18 protein-coding genes are annotated in these 18,060 nt (G+C 32.0%); 15 read left to right on the top strand and 3 right to left on the bottom strand.

Features of this window, described 5'->3' with window-relative positions:
• The first annotated feature begins 102 nt into the window (after positions 1–102).
• The 6 genes from ylxM to trmD all read left to right on the top strand — a co-directional run bounded on the left by ylxM (position 103) and on the right by trmD (position 3,849).
• Positions 103–462: a YlxM family DNA-binding protein gene (gene ylxM / locus RR561_RS03310; RefSeq protein WP_332506008.1), complete on the top strand. Its 360-nt coding sequence runs from the start codon at positions 103–105 to the stop codon at positions 460–462.
• Complete coding sequence (gene ffh, locus RR561_RS03315) at positions 462–1,820, top strand: signal recognition particle protein (protein ID WP_332506009.1); 1,359 nt, start codon at positions 462–464, stop codon at positions 1,818–1,820. The genes ylxM and ffh overlap by 1 nt, the downstream gene beginning before the upstream one ends.
• Before the next feature lie 168 nt (positions 1,821–1,988).
• Positions 1,989–2,261, top strand: coding sequence for a 30S ribosomal protein S16 (gene rpsP, locus RR561_RS03320; protein ID WP_332506010.1), 273 nt, complete (start codon positions 1,989–1,991; stop codon positions 2,259–2,261).
• Between the two features lie 20 nt (positions 2,262–2,281).
• Positions 2,282–2,515, top strand: a complete 234-nt coding sequence (locus tag RR561_RS03325; protein ID WP_332506011.1) for a KH domain-containing protein — start codon at positions 2,282–2,284, stop codon at positions 2,513–2,515.
• A 46-nt stretch (positions 2,516–2,561) separates the two neighbouring features.
• A complete protein-coding gene (gene rimM, locus RR561_RS03330) occupies positions 2,562–3,080 on the top strand; it encodes a ribosome maturation factor RimM (protein ID WP_332506012.1) in 519 nt (172 codons plus the stop codon).
• A gap of 13 nt (positions 3,081–3,093) precedes the next feature.
• Positions 3,094–3,849, top strand: a complete 756-nt coding sequence (trmD, locus tag RR561_RS03335; protein WP_332506013.1) for a tRNA (guanosine(37)-N1)-methyltransferase TrmD — start codon at positions 3,094–3,096, stop codon at positions 3,847–3,849.
• A gap of 24 nt (positions 3,850–3,873) precedes the next feature.
• Here trmD and tyrS read toward each other — a convergent pair whose 3' ends face one another.
• Positions 3,874–5,103, bottom strand: coding sequence for a tyrosine--tRNA ligase (gene tyrS, locus RR561_RS03340; RefSeq protein ID WP_332506014.1), 1,230 nt, complete (start codon positions 5,101–5,103; stop codon positions 3,874–3,876).
• Between the two features lie 354 nt (positions 5,104–5,457).
• On the opposite strand from tyrS, the gene rplS reads away from it, so the two are divergent.
• The 7 genes from rplS (at position 5,458) to RR561_RS03375 (ending at position 12,347) form a co-directional block, all read left to right on the top strand.
• Positions 5,458–5,811 carry a 50S ribosomal protein L19 gene (gene rplS / locus RR561_RS03345; RefSeq protein ID WP_332506015.1) on the top strand — a complete coding sequence of 118 codons (354 nt, stop codon included), beginning with the start codon at positions 5,458–5,460 and terminating at the stop codon, positions 5,809–5,811.
• Between the two features lie 94 nt (positions 5,812–5,905).
• Entirely contained in the window at positions 5,906–6,799 is an 894-nt protein-coding gene (ylqF, locus tag RR561_RS03350) for a ribosome biogenesis GTPase YlqF (RefSeq protein ID WP_332506016.1), read from the top strand.
• A gap of 21 nt (positions 6,800–6,820) precedes the next feature.
• Entirely contained in the window at positions 6,821–7,984 is a 1,164-nt protein-coding gene (gene alr / locus RR561_RS03355) for an alanine racemase (RefSeq protein WP_332506017.1), read from the top strand.
• Between the two features lie 24 nt (positions 7,985–8,008).
• Positions 8,009–8,806, top strand: coding sequence for a ribonuclease HII (locus RR561_RS03360; RefSeq protein WP_332506018.1), 798 nt, complete (start codon positions 8,009–8,011; stop codon positions 8,804–8,806).
• Between the two features lie 17 nt (positions 8,807–8,823).
• On the top strand, positions 8,824–9,846 hold the full coding sequence (locus RR561_RS03365) for an alpha-hydroxy-acid oxidizing protein (RefSeq protein WP_332506019.1): 1,023 nt from the start codon (positions 8,824–8,826) through the stop codon (positions 9,844–9,846).
• 53 nt (positions 9,847–9,899) lie between these two features.
• Positions 9,900–10,268 carry a VOC family protein gene (locus RR561_RS03370; RefSeq protein WP_332506020.1) on the top strand — a complete coding sequence of 123 codons (369 nt, stop codon included), beginning with the start codon at positions 9,900–9,902 and terminating at the stop codon, positions 10,266–10,268.
• 603 nt (positions 10,269–10,871) lie between these two features.
• Complete coding sequence (locus RR561_RS03375) at positions 10,872–12,347, top strand: aldehyde dehydrogenase family protein (RefSeq protein WP_332506021.1); 1,476 nt, start codon at positions 10,872–10,874, stop codon at positions 12,345–12,347.
• Positions 12,348–12,484: 137 nt separating this feature from the next.
• On the opposite strand, the gene mgtA is transcribed toward RR561_RS03375, so the two are convergent.
• Positions 12,485–15,202 (bottom strand): magnesium-translocating P-type ATPase, encoded by a 2,718-nt coding sequence (mgtA, locus tag RR561_RS03380; RefSeq protein ID WP_332506022.1) that lies wholly within the window; start codon positions 15,200–15,202, stop codon positions 12,485–12,487.
• Positions 15,203–15,263: 61 nt separating this feature from the next.
• Positions 15,264–15,389 (bottom strand): hypothetical protein, encoded by a 126-nt coding sequence (locus RR561_RS03385; RefSeq protein WP_332506023.1) that lies wholly within the window; start codon positions 15,387–15,389, stop codon positions 15,264–15,266.
• Positions 15,390–16,001: 612 nt separating this feature from the next.
• On the opposite strand from RR561_RS03385, the gene RR561_RS03390 reads away from it, so the two are divergent.
• Both RR561_RS03390 and RR561_RS03395 read left to right on the top strand, forming a co-directional pair.
• Positions 16,002–16,355, top strand: coding sequence for a YraN family protein (locus tag RR561_RS03390; protein WP_332506024.1), 354 nt, complete (start codon positions 16,002–16,004; stop codon positions 16,353–16,355).
• A gap of 110 nt (positions 16,356–16,465) precedes the next feature.
• A complete protein-coding gene (locus RR561_RS03395) occupies positions 16,466–18,058 on the top strand; it encodes a YifB family Mg chelatase-like AAA ATPase (protein WP_332506025.1) in 1,593 nt (530 codons plus the stop codon).
• The last annotated feature ends 2 nt before the right edge of the window (positions 18,059–18,060 follow it).

The following is an 18,060-nucleotide window of genomic DNA, read 5'->3' on the forward strand; positions in this document are numbered from 1 at the left end:
AAAAAAACCTTACAGATATCAAAAAAAGTATTGACTTTTTTCTTGTGATGTTATATTATAATACTTGTGTAAAGTGAAATGCCTTTACAGAGAGGAGTGGCTATGAATATTGATAAGATGGTAGAAATAGAAATATTAAATTCACAGTATGCTTCCTTATTGACTAAGAAGCAGAGAGAAATAATCGCTATGTATTATGAAGAAGATTATTCTCTTGGAGAAATTAGTCAAATGTTAGATATTTCAAGACAGAGTGTCTATGATAGTCTTAAAAGGTCTGAAAAGTCGTTGAAAGACTATGAAGATAAGCTTGGAATGGTAGAAAAACTTCATAAGCTAGAAGATTTGTTGAATAGCTTAGACGAAAAAATTGATATTTTTTCCAAGGATTTTGACAAGTATGACGCTGAAAATTCAACTCAGCTTAAAGTAATAGTAGAAGAGATTAGGGAGTTGTTATAATGATATTTGAAGGACTATCAGATAAATTACAAAACGCCTTTGGTAAGCTAAAGTCTAAGGGCAAATTGACAGAAGCAGATGTAAAGAGCGCAATGCGAGAAGTAAAAATGGCTCTTCTTGAAGCAGATGTAAATTACAAAGTCGTAAAAGATTTTATAAAGAAAGTTGAATCAAGATGTGTAGGTGAGGACGTTATGAAAAGTCTTACACCAGGACAGATGGTTATTAAAGTTGTAAATGAAGAGTTAACTTCTTTGATGGGAGATGTTCAGAGTAAAATTACAATAGCATCGAACCCTCCGACAATTATAATGATGGTTGGACTTCAGGGTGCTGGTAAGACTACAACATCTGGAAAATTGGGAGGCTATTTAAAAAAAGAAGGTAAATCACCTCTATTAGTAGCTTGTGACGTATATCGACCAGCCGCAATTAAACAGTTAGAAGTAGTTGGCGAAAAGTTGGATATTCCAGTATTTGCTATGGGAGATAAGGAATCTCCAGTAAACATTGCAAAAGCAGCAGTTGAACATGCAAAGAAAAACTCAAATGATGTAGTTATTATAGATACTGCAGGTAGACTTCATGTAGATGAGGTTTTGATGCAGGAATTGAAAGACATAAAATCTGAAGTGAATCCTCAAGAGATTCTTCTAGTAGTGGACTCTATGACTGGGCAAGATGCAGTCAATGTATCTGAAAGTTTTAATGAGATACTTGGAATTGATGGTATAGTTCTTACTAAACTAGATGGTGATACTCGAGGTGGTGCTGCATTATCAATTAGGGCAGTCACTCAAAAACCGATTAAATTTATTGGTATAGGAGAAAAGCTCGATAATCTCGAACCTTTTCATCCAGACAGAATGGCCTCTAGAATACTTGGTATGGGAGATGTTTTAAGTCTTATAGAAAAGGCACAAGATGCCATGGACATGGAAAAAACAAAGGCACTTGAAGAAAAACTTCGTAAAAACGATATGGATTTTGAAGATTTTCTAACTCAGTTAGAGCAAATTCAAAATCTCGGACCTTTAGACAAGTTATTGGATTTGGTTCCTGGTATGGGTTCAATGAAATCACAGCTAGGTGAAGTAGATGCCAATGGAAAAGAAATAAATAAGACAAAGGCAATAATTCAATCAATGACGGTAGAGGAAAGAAGAAATCCGCAAATCATGAATGGTTCTCGCAAAAAGAGAATAGCAAAAGGTAGTGGTACAAGTGTTCAAGATGTAAATAGGTTGATAAAACAGTTTAATGAAATGAAAAAAATGATGAAAATGTTTCAATCTGGAGGAAAGATGGGCAAGTTAAAAAAGGGAGGCTTCCCAAAATTGCCAAATCTACCTTTTTAAATACTAGTGTACATATTGGAAATGATTGCAAATAAAATATGTAATTTTATTTACAAAACAAAAAAGTTATGATATAATTTCTGAGTATTTTATTTAGATAATAAGTGGAAACTCGGGGGATTATCTATAATAAATAAAGAAAGTTAAATTAAATTTGGAGGTATTTTAATGTCAGTTAAAATAAGATTAAAAAGAATGGGTACTCATAAGAGACCTTTTTACAGAGTAGTAGTAGCAGATGAAAGAGCACCAAGAGATGGTAGATTTATAGAAGAAATAGGATACTATAACCCATTAACAGAACCAAAGCAGGTTAAGATTGATGAAGAAAAGGCTATAAAGTGGTTAGTAACAGGAGCTCAGCCTACAGAAGTAGTAAAGAAATTATTCGCATCAAACGGTATAACTGAAAAGTTCGAAGCTGCAAAGACATCTAAGTAATCCTTTTTGGAGATGATAATATGAAGGAATTAATTGAAGGCATAGCTAAGGCTCTTGTTGACAATCCTGATCAAGTAGTAGTTGAAGAAATAGTTGATGGCAAGGATATTTTACTTAAATTGAAGGTTGCAGATTCAGAAATGGGTAAAGTAATTGGGAAAAAGGGTAGAATAGCCAAGTCCATGAGAACTGTTTTAAAATCAGTTTCCAACAAGAAGAAAGTAAATGTAACTTTAGAAATAGTAGAGGATTAGGCATTGCCTAATCCTTTTTAATATTTAAGTTAAAGAGAGGTTTTATATGAAAAATACTTTAGAATACTTTAAAATAGGCAAAATTGTAACTACAAAGGGCTTAAAGGGAGAATTAAAAGTCTATTCACATACGGATGAGGTAGAAAGATTCTTGGAACTTGAATACTTTTATATGGGAAAAGATAGAGAAACTAAGTATTATATAGATAAAGTAAATGTTATAGCAAACAATATGGTAACAATAAAAGTAAGAGATTATGATAGTGTTGAATCTGTGCAAAAATTTGTACAGAAATTTATGTATATAGATAGAGAAAATAGCTACGAGCTTTTGGAAGACGAAATGTTCATAGTAGATATGATAGGTATGGAAGTAAAGAAAGAAGATGGTACATTAATAGGCATTTTGGAAGATGTGTTGCAATATAGCGCTAACGATGTTTATGTAGTAAAATCAGAAGACGGTGAAGAGTACCTTATACCAGCAACCTATGAAGTGGTACCAGAAATTAATGCCAAAGAAAATTATATCATAGTAAATCCTATACCTGGACTTTTAGACTAGGCGGTATTTATTTATGAAAATTAACGTAATGACACTTTTCCCTGATATATTTGATTCATATATTGGAGAAAGTATGATGAAAAAAGCTGTAGATAATAATATATTAGACGTAAAAGTTTATAATATAAGAGATTTTTCGGAAAATAAACATAAGAAAGTAGATGACTATCCTTTTGGTGGTGGAGCAGGTATGGTAATGACAGCTCAACCAATATTGTCTACATACAAGCATATAATAGAAGAAAATAAATTGAAAAATCCTAGGGTGATATATCTTTCTCCAAAAGGCAAAACATTTACTCAGGATATGGCAAAGGATTTATCAAAAGAAGATGATATAATATTTCTTTGTGGGCATTATGAAGGAATAGATCAAAGAGTTATAGATATGATAGTGACTGATGAATTATCAATAGGAGACTATGTTTTAACAGGTGGAGAGCTTCCTGCTTTAGTAATGATAGATTCTATATCCAGGCTTATTCCCGGAGTGTTGAATAAAACAGAAAGCTACGAAGATGAAAGCTTTGAAGGTGACCTACTGGAGTACCCTCAATATACTAGACCTCGCGAGTATGAGGGCTATGAAGTTCCTGAGGTAATATTATCTGGAAATCATCAGAAAATTGAACTATGGCGTAAAGAAGAGTCTCAGAAGATAACAAAGGAAAGAAGACCAGATCTATGGAGTAAGTATGTTGAAAAACATCCTCCTGAAACAGCAAAAAAAAATAGAAGAAGAAAAAGAAAAAATAAAAGGTTGGATTAAAAATCCAACCTTTTATTTATTGGTCTACTTTACTATAGCCTTATGATAAGTTTTCTTACCCTTACGTATTATAAGCTTATCTTCAAGCATTTCTTTTGTTATCTGCATGTTTATATCATCAATATTTTCATCATTAATATAAACTCCACCTTGGTTTATAAGTCTTCTTGCTTCACTCTTTGAAGGAGCAAGACCGCATTCTAACATTAAATCCATTATATTAATAGAACCATCAGTTAATTTATCAATTGATATTTCTGTAGTTGGCATAGAAGAGTCATCACTTCCGCCTTCAAATAAAGCCTTAGAAGCAGTTTGAGCCTTATCAGCATCTTCCTTACTGTGAACTAAGCTAGTTAATTCATATGCTAATATTTCCTTTGCATCATTAAGCTTTGCACCTTCCCAAGAACTCATTTTTTCGATTTCTTCTAAAGGTAGGAATGTAAGCATTCTTATACATTTCATAACATCTGCATCAGCTATATTTCTCCAGTATTGGTAGAAATCAAAAGGAGATGTCTTCTCTGGATCTAGCCATACTGCGCCACTAGCTGTTTTACCCATTTTCTTACCTTCAGAATTGGCAAGAAGTGTGATAGTCATAGCGAAAGCGTTTTCACCTAATTTCTTACGAATAAGATCAGTACCAGCTAGTAGGTTTGACCACTGGTCATCTCCACCTAACTGCATATTACATCCATATTCTTGGTATAAATGATAAAAGTCGTATGATTGCATAACCATATAATTAAATTCTAAGAATGAAAGTCCTTTTTCTAGTCTCTGCTTATAACATTCTGCTCTTAGCATATTGTTTACAGAGAATTGTGCACCTACTTCTCTCAATAAATCAATGTAATTAAGTTCTAGTAGCCAATCTGCATTATTGACCATCTTTGCCTGTCCAGCGCCTTCGCCAAACTCTATAAATTTTGCCATCTGTATTTTGAAACGATCACAATTGTGCTGTATTATTTCAGGAGTCATCATTTTTCTCATGTCAGTACGTCCTGATGGATCACCAACATATCCTGTTCCTCCGCCTACAAGGACGATAGGAGTGTTGCCAGCCATCTGAAGTCTCTTCATAAGAGAAAGTGCCATGAAGTGACCTACGTGAAGTGAATCTGCAGTTGGATCAAAACCTATATAGAAAGTGGCTCTACCTGTATTGACTAATTCTTTGATTTCTTCTTCGTCCGTAACCTGTGCTATTAAACCACGGGCTACTAATTCTTCGTAAATTTCCATTTTCTACACCTCTTTCAAATTTTTGTTGGTAAAATAATATCAAATTTCGATATAATTTACCATATATTATATAATAAAAGAACGCGATTGACTAGGTATCTATCGAATTCTTTAATATCAATTATATGAAACTAGTTTATATTATACACTAAAGATTTTAAAAATAAAAGGGATAAGCAAGCTTTTTTATAAAGTAAAAGCTTGCATTATATTATTGTAGATAAAAAGCTTTTTTTACTTAAAAATTATTGACAATTTAAGCAATTAAGGGTATAATCTAATAGTTATTGAATACGAGCGTACCTCTGTTACGAAAATTGAGTTTTAAGTACGTCGACGATTTAGGAGGAAAAGATGAACGAATTAATTAGAGCAATTGAAGCAGAACAGTTAAGAAAAGATGTTCCTAATTTTGGAGCAGGAGACACAGTAAAGGTCCATGTTAAGATCGTAGAAGGTAAGAGAGAAAGAGTTCAGATCTTCGAAGGATTAGTAATCAAGAGACAAAATGGCGGATCAAGAGAAACTTTCACAGTTAGAAAGAACTCTTTTGGTGTTGGCGTTGAAAGAACTTTCCCAGTTAACTCACCAAAGATTGAAAAAATCGAAGTGACTAGACACGGTAAGGTAAGAAGAGCTAAGATTACTTACATAAGAGGTAGAGTTGGTAAGGCTGCTAAGATTAAGGAAGCTAGAAACAATAGATAATCTGGCGTAATATTGCTAAAGGAAAGGATGTCTCTTGAGACATCCTTTTTTATAATTTATAATATAGTTATATAGTAATGAGAGGAGCTACAATATGAGCTACAATGAAGAATACTTAAGAAATGATAATTTAAATATAAACTGGTATCCAGGGCATATGAAGAAAACAAGAGAACTGGTTCAGGATAATTTGAAGTTGGTAGATATAGTAATAGAACTTTTAGACGCAAGAATTCCTTATAGTAGCAAAAATCCAGATATAGATCAATTAGTAGGTGACAAACCAAGAATTGTGTTACTAAATAAGTCTGATTTATGTGAAAAGAAAGATCTTGATGGATGGATTGCATACTATGCAAATATAGGAATAAAGGCTATACCTATAAATGCAATGACTGGAGCAGGTGTAAATAAAATTGTGACAGAATGTAAAGATCTAGCTGGTGAAATAATGAAAAAATATGCTGAAAAGGGCAGAAAAGCTAGAGGTATAAGACTAATGATAGTGGGGGTTCCAAATGTTGGTAAATCTTCACTTATAAATAAACTTTCAGGAAGAAAAAGTACACAAACAGGTGACAGACCAGGTGTTACAAAAGGTAAGCAGTGGGTAAAGATAAGAGGAAATATGGAACTTTTGGATACCCCAGGTATACTTTGGCCAAAATTCGATGATCAAAAAGTTGCACTTAATTTGGCATTTACAAGAGCCATCAAGGATGAAATACTAGACGTTGAAACACTTGGACTAAGACTAATAGAAAAGCTAATAGTACTGGCTCCTGAGGACTTAAAAGCTAGATATAAGCTAGATGAGGTATATGACAATGGTGTTGATACAATGGAAGCTATTGGCAAAAAAAGAGGCTTCATATTAGGTAAAAATGAAATCGACTACACTAGAGTAGCAACAACTGTACTAAATGAATTTAGAGAAGGTAAGATAGGAAAGATAACATTAGAAAATCCTGATGAAGTAGCAGAGTAACTATTGTTTGGAGGTAAGAATATGGATGATGTATTAAGAGGGTCGGATTGGCTGGAAATAAATTTGGACAACATAGAATATAATCTTAGAGGTATAAAAAATAAATTACCAGAAGATGTAAATATATGTATGGTAATAAAAGCTAATGCATACGGTCATGGAGCTGTGGAGTTGGCTAGCTTATATCAGCAATTGGGAGTAAACTTTCTTGCTGTTGCCAGAACAAGAGAGGCAATTGAACTTAGATATAATGAAATTAATCTTCCCATATTGAATTTAGGGTATACAAATCCCGTATCCATAGAAGACAGTATAAAAAATGATATATCTATGACTATTTTTAGATATAACTTTGCTAAAGAAATTAATGAAACAGCAAAAAGATTAAAAAAGCGTGCCAAGGTCCATATTAAGCTTGACACTGGTATGTCTAGACTTGGATATGTTGTTTTGGCCGATAGAATAGATGAAATAAAGTTGGAAATACAGAAGATAAATGATCTTGAATATATAGAGATTGAAGGTATTTATACGCATTTTGCAACAGCTGATGCAGAAAATAAAGAATTTGAGAATCTTCAGATTCAAAGATTTTCTGAAATGATAGATGCTTTAGAAGAATTAGGAATAAAGCCTAAATATATACATTGTTCAAATAGTGCTGAAATTTTGGATACAGAAGAAAAGTATAACATGGTCAGAGTAGGCATCATACAGTATGGAGTTTATCCATCAGATGAGGTCTCTCATACTATAAAATTAAAACCAGCTATGAGTTTTAAAACAAAAGTATCAAACGTGAAAGTTTTAAATCCAGGAACATCAATTAGTTATGGAAGAACATACTTTACCACTGTTATTGAAAAAATCGTGAGTATTGCTGTTGGATACGCAGATGGATTCTTGAGAGGACGCAGAAATCCTTATGTATACATACATGGAGAAAAATGTCCGATAGTTGGTAAAATTTGTATGGACCAATGTATGGTAAGGGTTCCAATGAAAATGGATGTGAGAATTAATGATGATGTGTTAATTTTTGGAGAAGAATTAGTAACTGTTAGCGATGTGGCTAGAGATTGTGATACAATAGAGTATGAGGTTATGTGTAGAATCGATAGAAGAGTTCAAAGAGTTTATACAAGAAATGATGAAATAGTAAAAATTACCGACTATTTAATATAAATATACAATGAATTGGAGAAGTCAATGTTAAAAGAGTACAATATTGAAGAAACTTCAAAGCTTAAAACAAAAGAAATAAAAAAAATATCAGATGAAATATCAGATAATGAATATTTGGAGTTTGTTTCTATTTTTAGAGGTGACGAAAGAAAGTCTGTACAATCAATATGTGATAGGTTGATTAAAAAACTAGAAAAAATACGCCTTGAAGATGAAAGATTGGAAAGAATGAATAGCTATGAAGATAGTGCATACAATGAAGGGTTTATTTATGTGGGCGGTGTAGATGAGGCTGGTAGAGGTCCTTTAGCTGGACCAGTAGTAGCAGCAGTAGTAGTATTTGATAAGCACACTAAGATTTCTGGAGTGAATGACTCTAAGAAGCTTTCTGAAGCTAAAAGAAACGAACTTTATAAAGAAATCATAGAAAATGCAAAAGATTATGGAATAGGTATGGCAGATAATAAGGAAATTGATAAGTATAATATACTAAATGCTACCTATATGGCTATGAGAAGAGCCATATCTAATCTGAAAAATGCGCCGGATTGTCTTTTAAATGACGCCGTTAGAATACCAGGCGTCGATGTAAAGCAAGTATCTATAATTCAAGGTGATGCAAAATCTATTTCTATTGCCGCAGCGAGTATACTAGCCAAAGTTACAAGAGATCAGATGATGTATGAATATGATGAACTTTATCCTGGATATTCTTTTTCATCAAATAAGGGTTACGGTACAACTGACCACTATAATGGAATAAGAAATCAAGGTATAACACCGATACATAGACATAGTTTCCTTAAAAATTTTGAATATTAATAAAGCGAGGTTCTAAAATGAAGTACGAAGAAGTATTAAAAAATGCTAGAGAAAAATTTAATGGTTCATGTAGAGTTTGTAGAATTTGTGATGGAGTAGCCTGTAGAGGAGAAGTTCCAGGAATGGGTGGAAAAGGAACAGGTAATTCTTTTATAGAAAATGTTAAGGCACTTGATAGAGTCAAAATTAACATGAGAACTATACATAATGTTTCAGACCCAGATACTTCAATAGAATTATTTGGTCAAAATTTGTCTGTACCTGTAATGGCAGCTCCTATAACAGGAACTACTATAAATATGGGTGGACAGGTAACTGAAAGAGAGTACATAGAACCAGTAGTACTAGGCTGTAAAAACAAAGGCACTTATGCTATGGTTGGAGATACAGCTGTACCACAGTTTTTATTGGATAATCTAGATGTGATGAAGGAAAATAATGCACCTGGAATTGTTTTTATAAAGCCATGGGAAAATGAAAATGTAATAGGTAAAATAAAAGATGCTGAAAAAGCAGGGGCAATAGCAGTAGGTGTAGATATAGATGCATGTGGTCTTGTAACCCTAAATCTTCATGGAACACCAGTAAAGGCTAAAAGCGTTGAAGAAATCAAAGAGCTTGTAGCAAGTACAGAGCTTCCATTTATATTAAAGGGTATTATGACTCCAGATGAGGCGCAAAAGGCCATAGAAGCAGGAGTATATGCGATAGTTGTATCAAATCATGGAGGAAGAGTTCAGGATTATACACCAGGAACAGCAGATGTTTTAAGTGAAATATCAAAAGTAGTAGATGGACGTATAAAAGTATTTGTAGATGGCGGGATTAGAACAGGTGTAGATGTTTTAAAAATGTTGGCACTTGGTGCAGATGCATGTCTAATTGGTAGACCATTTGTTACAGCATCTTTTGGTGGAGAAACAGAAGGTGTTGAACTTTATATAGATAGACTAGAATCTGAACTAAAGGGTGCAATGACACTTACAGGATGTCAGGATTTAAAGTCAATAGACCCTAAAGTTTTGTATCAGAGTAAATAATAATATAAATCAATAGTGAAAATGTAAGTCGTTAATTTAATAGGAGGTAATCTATGAGATTTGAACATTTTAATTTCAATGTATTAGATTTAGAAAAAAGCTTAAAATTTTATGATGAGGCGCTAGGCCTAAAGCCAGTAAGAGAAAAAAATGCTGAGGATGATAGTTTTAAGCTTGTTTATTTGGGAGACGGAGTTACGGACTTTCAATTGGAACTTACCTGGTTAAGAGATAGAACAGAAGCCTATAATCTAGGTGAATGCGAATTTCATTTAGCTCTTAACACAGATAATTACGACGAGACTTTTAAAAAACATAGCGATATGGGTGTAGTAGCATTCGTTAATGAAAAAATGGGAATATATTTTATTACAGATCCAGATGGGTATTGGATAGAAATATTGCCAGCAAAAAGATCTTAATTAAGTCAATATTGATAAATAGCATATAGGTAGAAAAGTCAGTACAAATTTGTACTGGCTTTTTTAATAAATAAAAATAACAAACATTATGTGATTTATTTATAAAACTAATAGCAATATTTAGAGATAATACTTTGACAAGCTTAATATAATTTTAAACTATAAATTATAAAAAAATAAATAAATTGATTTCAAAAAATAAAAAAAGAAGAATAAAAAAAATATATAATAGGATGTAAAAATATTTAGTATAGCCTATATAAAAGAAATAGAATATATAAGGTACACTAAATATTATTAAGATGGTTAATTAGGAGTCATATAATGGAAAATATTCAAGAAAATTTAAAAAAATAATTAATATACAGAAAAAAATAAACTTCTGGAAACATTAGAAATAGAGGATTAAAATAAAAAATGAGTAAAAAATAACTGTAATTATAATTGTTTATATTTAGATAAACAAATAAAAGATGTTTCTGATTGTTTCTTGAGGGTATAATTGATACTAAGAACAAATATCGATAATAAAAATTAAATGATAATAAAAATATAGAAGTAAAAATTATTATTATTGAAACATAAAATCAGGAGGTAATTTATATGACAATTCTTACAGAAAATAGATACAAACTATACATCAATGGTGAGTGGAGAGAATCTTCTACTGGAGATGTAATAAAGTCAAACAATCCAGCAAATGGTGAATTTTTGGCAGAGATTGCTGATGCTTCAGAAAAAGATGTAGACGATGCAGTAGATGCTGCAAGAGAAGCCTTTAAAACTTGGAGCCAAACAACAGTATCACAAAGAGCTGATATTTTAGATAAGATAGCAGAAGTAATACTTGCAAATCAAGAATTTCTATCAAAGGTCGAAACAATGGATAACGGAAAGCCAATTCGTGAGACTAAGAATATTGATATACCTTATGCAGCAGAACATTTCAAGTATTTTGCAGGGGTTATTAGAAGTGAAGAAGGTTCAGCTAATATACTTGAAGGTAATAAGTTAAGTCTTGTACTAAGAGAACCAATAGGAGTGGTTGGGCAAATAGTTCCTTGGAATTTCCCATTCTTGATGGCATCTTGGAAGCTTGCACCAGTAATAGCTGCAGGTGACACAACTGTTTTAAAGCCTTCTAGCTCAACATCACTATCAATTTTGGAACTTATGAAATTAATAGGACACTTGCTACCAGCAGGAGTTGTAAATGTCATTACAGGAAAGGGATCAAAATCAGGAGATTACCTAGTTAAGCATGAAGGATTAGACAAGCTAGCATTTACTGGATCAACTGAAGTTGGTAGAGGAATAGGTATAGCAGCCGCAGAAAGAATAATTCCAGCAACTTTGGAACTTGGTGGAAAATCAGCTAATATATTCTTTGATGACTGTGATTTAGAACAGGCACTAGATGGTTTACAGCTAGGAATATTGTTCAATCAGGGACAGGTTTGCTGTGCAGGATCTAGAATCTTTGTTCAAGAAGGAATATATGATGAATTTATCGAAAAAGCAATTGAAAGATTTAAAAATGTAAAAGTTGGAGATCCAATGGATGAATCAACAGTTATGGGCTCACAGATAAGTGTAAGACAAGCGGAAAAGATTTTAAGCTATGTTGATATAGGTAAGAAAGAGGGAGCAAGAGTAGCTGTTGGTGGGAATAGAGCTTGTTCTGTAGGATTAAAAGAAGGAGCTTTTGTTGAACCGACATTGTTGGTTGATGTAACTAATGATATGGTAGTAGCACAAGAAGAAATATTTGGACCAGTTGGAGTTGTCATTAAGTTTAAGGATGCAGATGATGTAATAAAGATGGCGAATGACTCAGTATATGGTCTAGGTGGTGGTGTTTATACAAAAAATATTGATACAGCTCTTTATGTAGCAAGAAAAGTAAACACTGGTAGAATTTGGGTTAATACATACAATCAGATACCTGCAGGCGCACCATTTGGTGGAGTAAAGCAATCAGGTATAGGTAGAGAAACTCACAAGGTAATATTAGATCACTATACACAAGCAAAGAATATAATGATTGACCTTACTGGAAAGGGAAGTGGATTTTATTAGGATTTACTCTAAGTCCTCCTTAGATTAAAATAAATAACTGTATATAGTTTAAAGCTATATGAATAAAAAATGGAGCACAATGTGCTCCATTTTTGTTTTGCTTTTTATATTATTAATTTCTTATAAGAGAATCTATATTATAAGAGTTCTCCGTATTTCTTTATGAATTTTCTCTTGAATAAAGTTACAAGAGTCATATAGGCAATAATAGTTACTGCAAGCCATATAAAGTATATTCCGGGAAGTGGGAATAATCCTATAGACTTTCCAAATGGTGTAAAAGGAATGGCTGTAAGGACTGCAATTCCTGTAAAAGTCAGAATCATCACAGGAAGTGATGCTCTACTTTGGATAAACGGAATCTTTGGAGTACGAATCATATGTATTACAAGAGTCTGGCTCCACATTGATTCTACAAACCATCCTGCCTGGAAAATAGCTATATAAATAGCTTGTGTAGCAGGGTCGGTAATTTGACTAAACAATAATCCACCAGTCATTGCTGGGCAAATTATAAAATACATTAATAGATATGTTGTTATATCAAATATTGAGCTGGTAGGTCCAAACCACACCATAAACTTACCAATTGAACTAGCATTCCATTTTCGTGGGATCTTTAAAAACTCTTTATCTACATTGTCCCATGGGATTGCTGTACAAGAAAGGTCGTAAATAAGGTTTAAAAGTATTAAATGTATTGAAAGCATTGGCAAGAATGGTAAAAATGCACTTGCTATTAAAACAGAGAACACATTACCAAAATTGGAGCTTGCAGTCATTTTTATATACTTAATCATATTAGCATAAGTTTTACGTCCCTCGATTATACCTTCTTCAAGTACCATAAGATCTTTTTCAAGTAAGATTACATCTGCTGATTCTTTAGCAATATCCACAGCTGTATCAACTGAGATACCAACATCAGATGCCTTCATAGCTGCTGCATCATTAATTCCATCGCCCATATATCCGACACTATGACCTCTATCTCTTAGGACTGTAATAATTCTTGCCTTTTGCTGAGGAGAGAGTTTTGCAAATACACTAATTTTCTCTGCAACATCTCCTAGTTCATTGTCGGTCATTAGTTCAACTTCAGATCCAAGTAAGATTTTTTTTGATGGAATATTTACATGGCGACAAATAGATCTTGTGACCTTATCATTATCTCCTGTAAGAACTTTGACACCAACACCGTGTTCTTTAAGAGCCTTAATCGCTGAAGCAGTTGATTCTTTTGGAGGGTCTAAAAATGCTAAGTATCCCATAAGAACCATATCTTTTTCATCATCAACAGAAAACTCTCCTACAGGTGAAGGGTTAGTTTTTTGCGCGATTGCTATTACACGCATACCATCTTCATTTAATTTATCAACCTTGTTGAGTATGTAACTTCTTATTTCATCAGTTAATTCTCTTACATCACCTTCAAATTCAACATAGCTGCATATTGAAATCATTTCTTCAACAGCACCTTTAGTAATCATTTGAGTTTTTCCGTTTTCTACGACAACACTCATACGGCGACGTTCAAAATCAAAAGGAATTTCATCTATTTTATTATATTTTTCTGATAATCCTTGTAAATCAGGATGATTTTTCTTTTCTTTTTTTGTACGATCTATAATTGCGACATCCATAAGGTTTTTTAAACCTGTCTGATAATAACTGTTTAAAAATGCGTGGCGCAACACTCTATAGTCTTCCTTACCATGAACATTTAGATGATAAAGTAATACCACCTTATCCTGAGTTAGGGTACCTGTTTTATCAGTACATAATATATCCATGGAACCAAGATTTTGTATAGAGTTTAAATTTTTTATGATTGTTTTTTTCTTAGACATCGTTACAGCACCTTTTGCAAGTGAAGTAGTAACGATCATTGGCAACATCTCCGGAGTAAGCCCAACAGCTATAGAAATAGCGAATAGACCTGCTTCTAGCCAATCACCCTTTGTTATTCCGTTTATAAATAGTACGATTGGTACCATTATCAACATGAATTTAATAAGCAACCAAGATACTGAATTGACACCTTTTTCAAAGCTTGTTTGAACAGGTTCTTCACTGATACTTTTGGCCATATCGCCAAGTAGGGTATCATCTCCAGTAGCTATAATAATACCAGTTGCACTTCCACTGATAACATTAGAGCCCATAAATGCAATATTTGTTGAATCTGTCAAAGAATCGTGATTTTTAGAAGATGCTTCCGAAAATTTTTCGACAGCTACACTTTCTCCTGTTAGAGCTGATTGACTTATAAATAAGTCTTTTGATTTGAAAATTCTCATATCAGCTGGAATCATATCTCCTGCAGATAGATGTATTATATCACCTACAACAACCTCATCCATTGGTAATTCTTCTTCACCAGTAGAGGGTCTTTTGACACAAGTAGTAGTAGTAATCATTTTGAGTAAATTTTCAGCAGCATTACCACTTCTAGTTTCTTGAACAAATTTTAATATACCTGAAATCATAACCATTGTAACGATGATTATGACTGTCATTGGATCTTTTTCGCCTGGGCTAGCCCAAACAATATCTGTCATGGCAGATACAATAGCTAGAACTATTAGTATAACGGTAAATGGATTGATAAATGCCGCTACAATACGTTTGAAAAGAGAGTCACCTCTATCGTAAGTTACCTCATTTTTTCCATAGTTATCTCTTGAGCTTTCTATAAATGATTCATCAATACCATTGGAGCTACTGTTAAACTTTTCAAATAAGCTATCTATATCTCTTGAAGAAGCAAAGTTTAATCTATTTAAAACTTCTTGTCTTCTAGAGATATAAGTAGGATTTTTTCTTATATCATTTTTTTTCTTTAAGTTTTTCATTTCTGTACCTTCCTTTCAAAAAAATAATTTAATCAGAAAGTACAGCCTAAATTCACTTAGGTTATATAGTTATGGCAACGGAATGGAAACAAAATTCCTCAAAATAATTTCCAAATTTAGTTGCATTTGTAATTAGCCTACACGAATCGGGGCCGTATTTTTCTGACTTACTTCGCTCGGAATCCATTCCGTACACCTCCTTAAAATTCAAATTAGCATTATAAGTACGATAAAAATATTAAACATATAGAAGAAAAGACTTATATTTCATAAATAAAGTAATCTTAACCATAAAGTTAAATTTATCATACCTAAACTAATTTTAGTAAAGAAAAATTGTATTGTCAACCTATAAAAAAATAAGATCTATAAATTATCATGATTTTTAATTTAATTTATACGACACGAAGTAAAGTTAAATATTAAATATTTTTCAAATAAGATTAATGAAAACAATTATTACAACTAATAATAATGTTTTGTTAGTAAAATACTTAATAAAAAATTAAGGTTAATATGATTAAAATTATCAGAAAAAAATTTTTATTTATCAAATAAATTTATAAGAATAGATGCAAAAAAAGCCGATTTTTTTTAAAAATATACTTTTAAAAAGAGTTTGTAAAATAAAGATTTATAAAGAGAAACAAACAGCAAAAGAGATGTAAATAAGCTTAAAAAAAAATAATTTATATGCTTTTAAAAAGATAAAATTATAAAATTTTGTAAACTATGAATCTTTAAAAATAAAAATGCCTATAGAGTATTAAAGAGTTCAATAAAACTGAGGAGGTATTTTATGGATGATTATGAGATAGGTATGTTGGGTGAAGAAGCTGTAGCTTGCTATTTAGATAGAATAAATTGTCATATACTTGAAAGAAATTTTAGAACTAGAAGTGGAGAAATAGATATAATATTTGAAGAGTCGGGATGTATAGTGTTTGGAGAGGTTAAGACTAGAAGAAGCTTTAAATATGGTAGACCCTTAGAGTCCGTAAATCATAAAAAAAGATTGAAAATAATATCTCTTGCAAAAGAGTATATGTTTAAATATAGACTGGGAGAATCAAAGATAAGATTTGATGTTTTTGAAGTTTTTTATTATGAAAGAAAAATAAGGCACATTAGAAACGCATTTTTTAGCATTTAAAAATAAAATATGAATTAGAAAAAGAAATACTACTAATATTATAACATGAAAATAGTTTTAAAACAAAATATTAGTATTCATAAGTAAAAATAAAATTAGAATTTAAAGAGGTGATTGTAATTATAAATAAAATAAAATCAGGTATTTTAAATGGAGTGGGAGGTTATTTAATTGAAGTAGAAGTAGATATATCAAACGGCCTTCCATATTTTAGCGTTGTGGGTCTAGCGGGAACACAAGTAAAGGAATCAAAGGAAAGAGTCCGCTCTGCTATATCAAACAGTGGATATAAATTCCCATTGAGCAGAATTATTGTAAACTTATCGCCTGCAGATATGAAAAAAGATGGATCCTACCTAGACCTTGCGATATGCATGGGAATTTTAAGGGAAAAAATAAATGAAGAAGAGAACTTTTTTGATGAGACAGCTTTTTTGGGTGAACTTTCACTTGATGGTCAGATAAAATCAATGAAGGGAATTATTTCAATCGCAATTTCTTTTTCTGAAATAAATCTAAAAAATTTATTTATACCGTATGAGAATTATATGGAATGTAGTGAATTAAAAAATATAAATATAATTCCAGTAAAGTCCGTTAGAGATTGTATCAATATACTAAAAATGGATAAGTTTAAACGAAAGACTTATATAGAAGAAAGAGTCGAAGATATAAAAAAATATTATCGGAAAATTGAATTTAATGAGGGGAAAAATAGAATAGAAGATGAATTTTATGAAGAAGATTTTTACTTTATAAAGGGGAATCAAGTAGCTAAAAGATGTGCAGAAATATCTGTAGCAGGAGGACATAATATTTTAATGATAGGACCTCCTGGAACAGGAAAAACAATGATAGCAAAAGCTATGAAAAATATACTACCTAGTCCAAGTAAGGAAGAATCTTTGGATATAACTAGGATATATAGTACAGTTGGGAAGCTATATGATGGGTCAGGTCTTATAAAAGAAAGACCATTTAGAAGTCCTCATCATAGCTCAACTCTTGTGTCTATAGTGGGAGGTGGCGTTAATGCAACTTTAGGGGAAGTTACACTTGCTCACAATGGAATACTTTTTTTAGATGAATTTCCAGAATTTGGAAGACGAACAATAGATAGCCTTAGACAACCGATAGAAGATGGAAAAGTTAGCATCTCAAGACTAAATAGAAGTATTACTTATCCTGCACAATTTATTTTGTTGGCTACTATGAATGCCTGTCCATGTGGATACTTCAATAGTAGTAAAAGCTGTGTATGTAGAGCCTCTGATATAGATAGATATAGAAATAAAATATCAGGACCAATTTTAGATAGAATTGATATATTCTGTGAAATAAGTGAAATAAATTTTAATGAATTTAATGAGGACAAGAGAGTGAGATCTAGGGAAATAGGAAAACGTGTCGAATATGCGAAAGACATTCAAAACATCAGATTTAAAAATAAATGTATATCTAGTAATTCTCAAATGAGCCCAAAGGATGTATTCATCTATTGTAAATTATCAGGTCAGGCTGAAAAAATGGCAAAAGATATATATGATAAATATAAGTTGAGTAATAGAAGCTATGTGAGAATGTTAAAACTTTCAAGAACAATAGCGGATCTTGCTGGTGAAAAAAACATAAGTGAGAAGCATATTTTGGAAGCTTTTTCATACAAAAGAGCATATTATAAATATTTTAGATCTAAGGAGTAAAA

The sequence above is a fragment of the Peptostreptococcus sp. genome, assembly GCF_036639115.1.
Lineage (GTDB): Bacteria > Bacillota > Clostridia > Peptostreptococcales > Peptostreptococcaceae > Peptostreptococcus.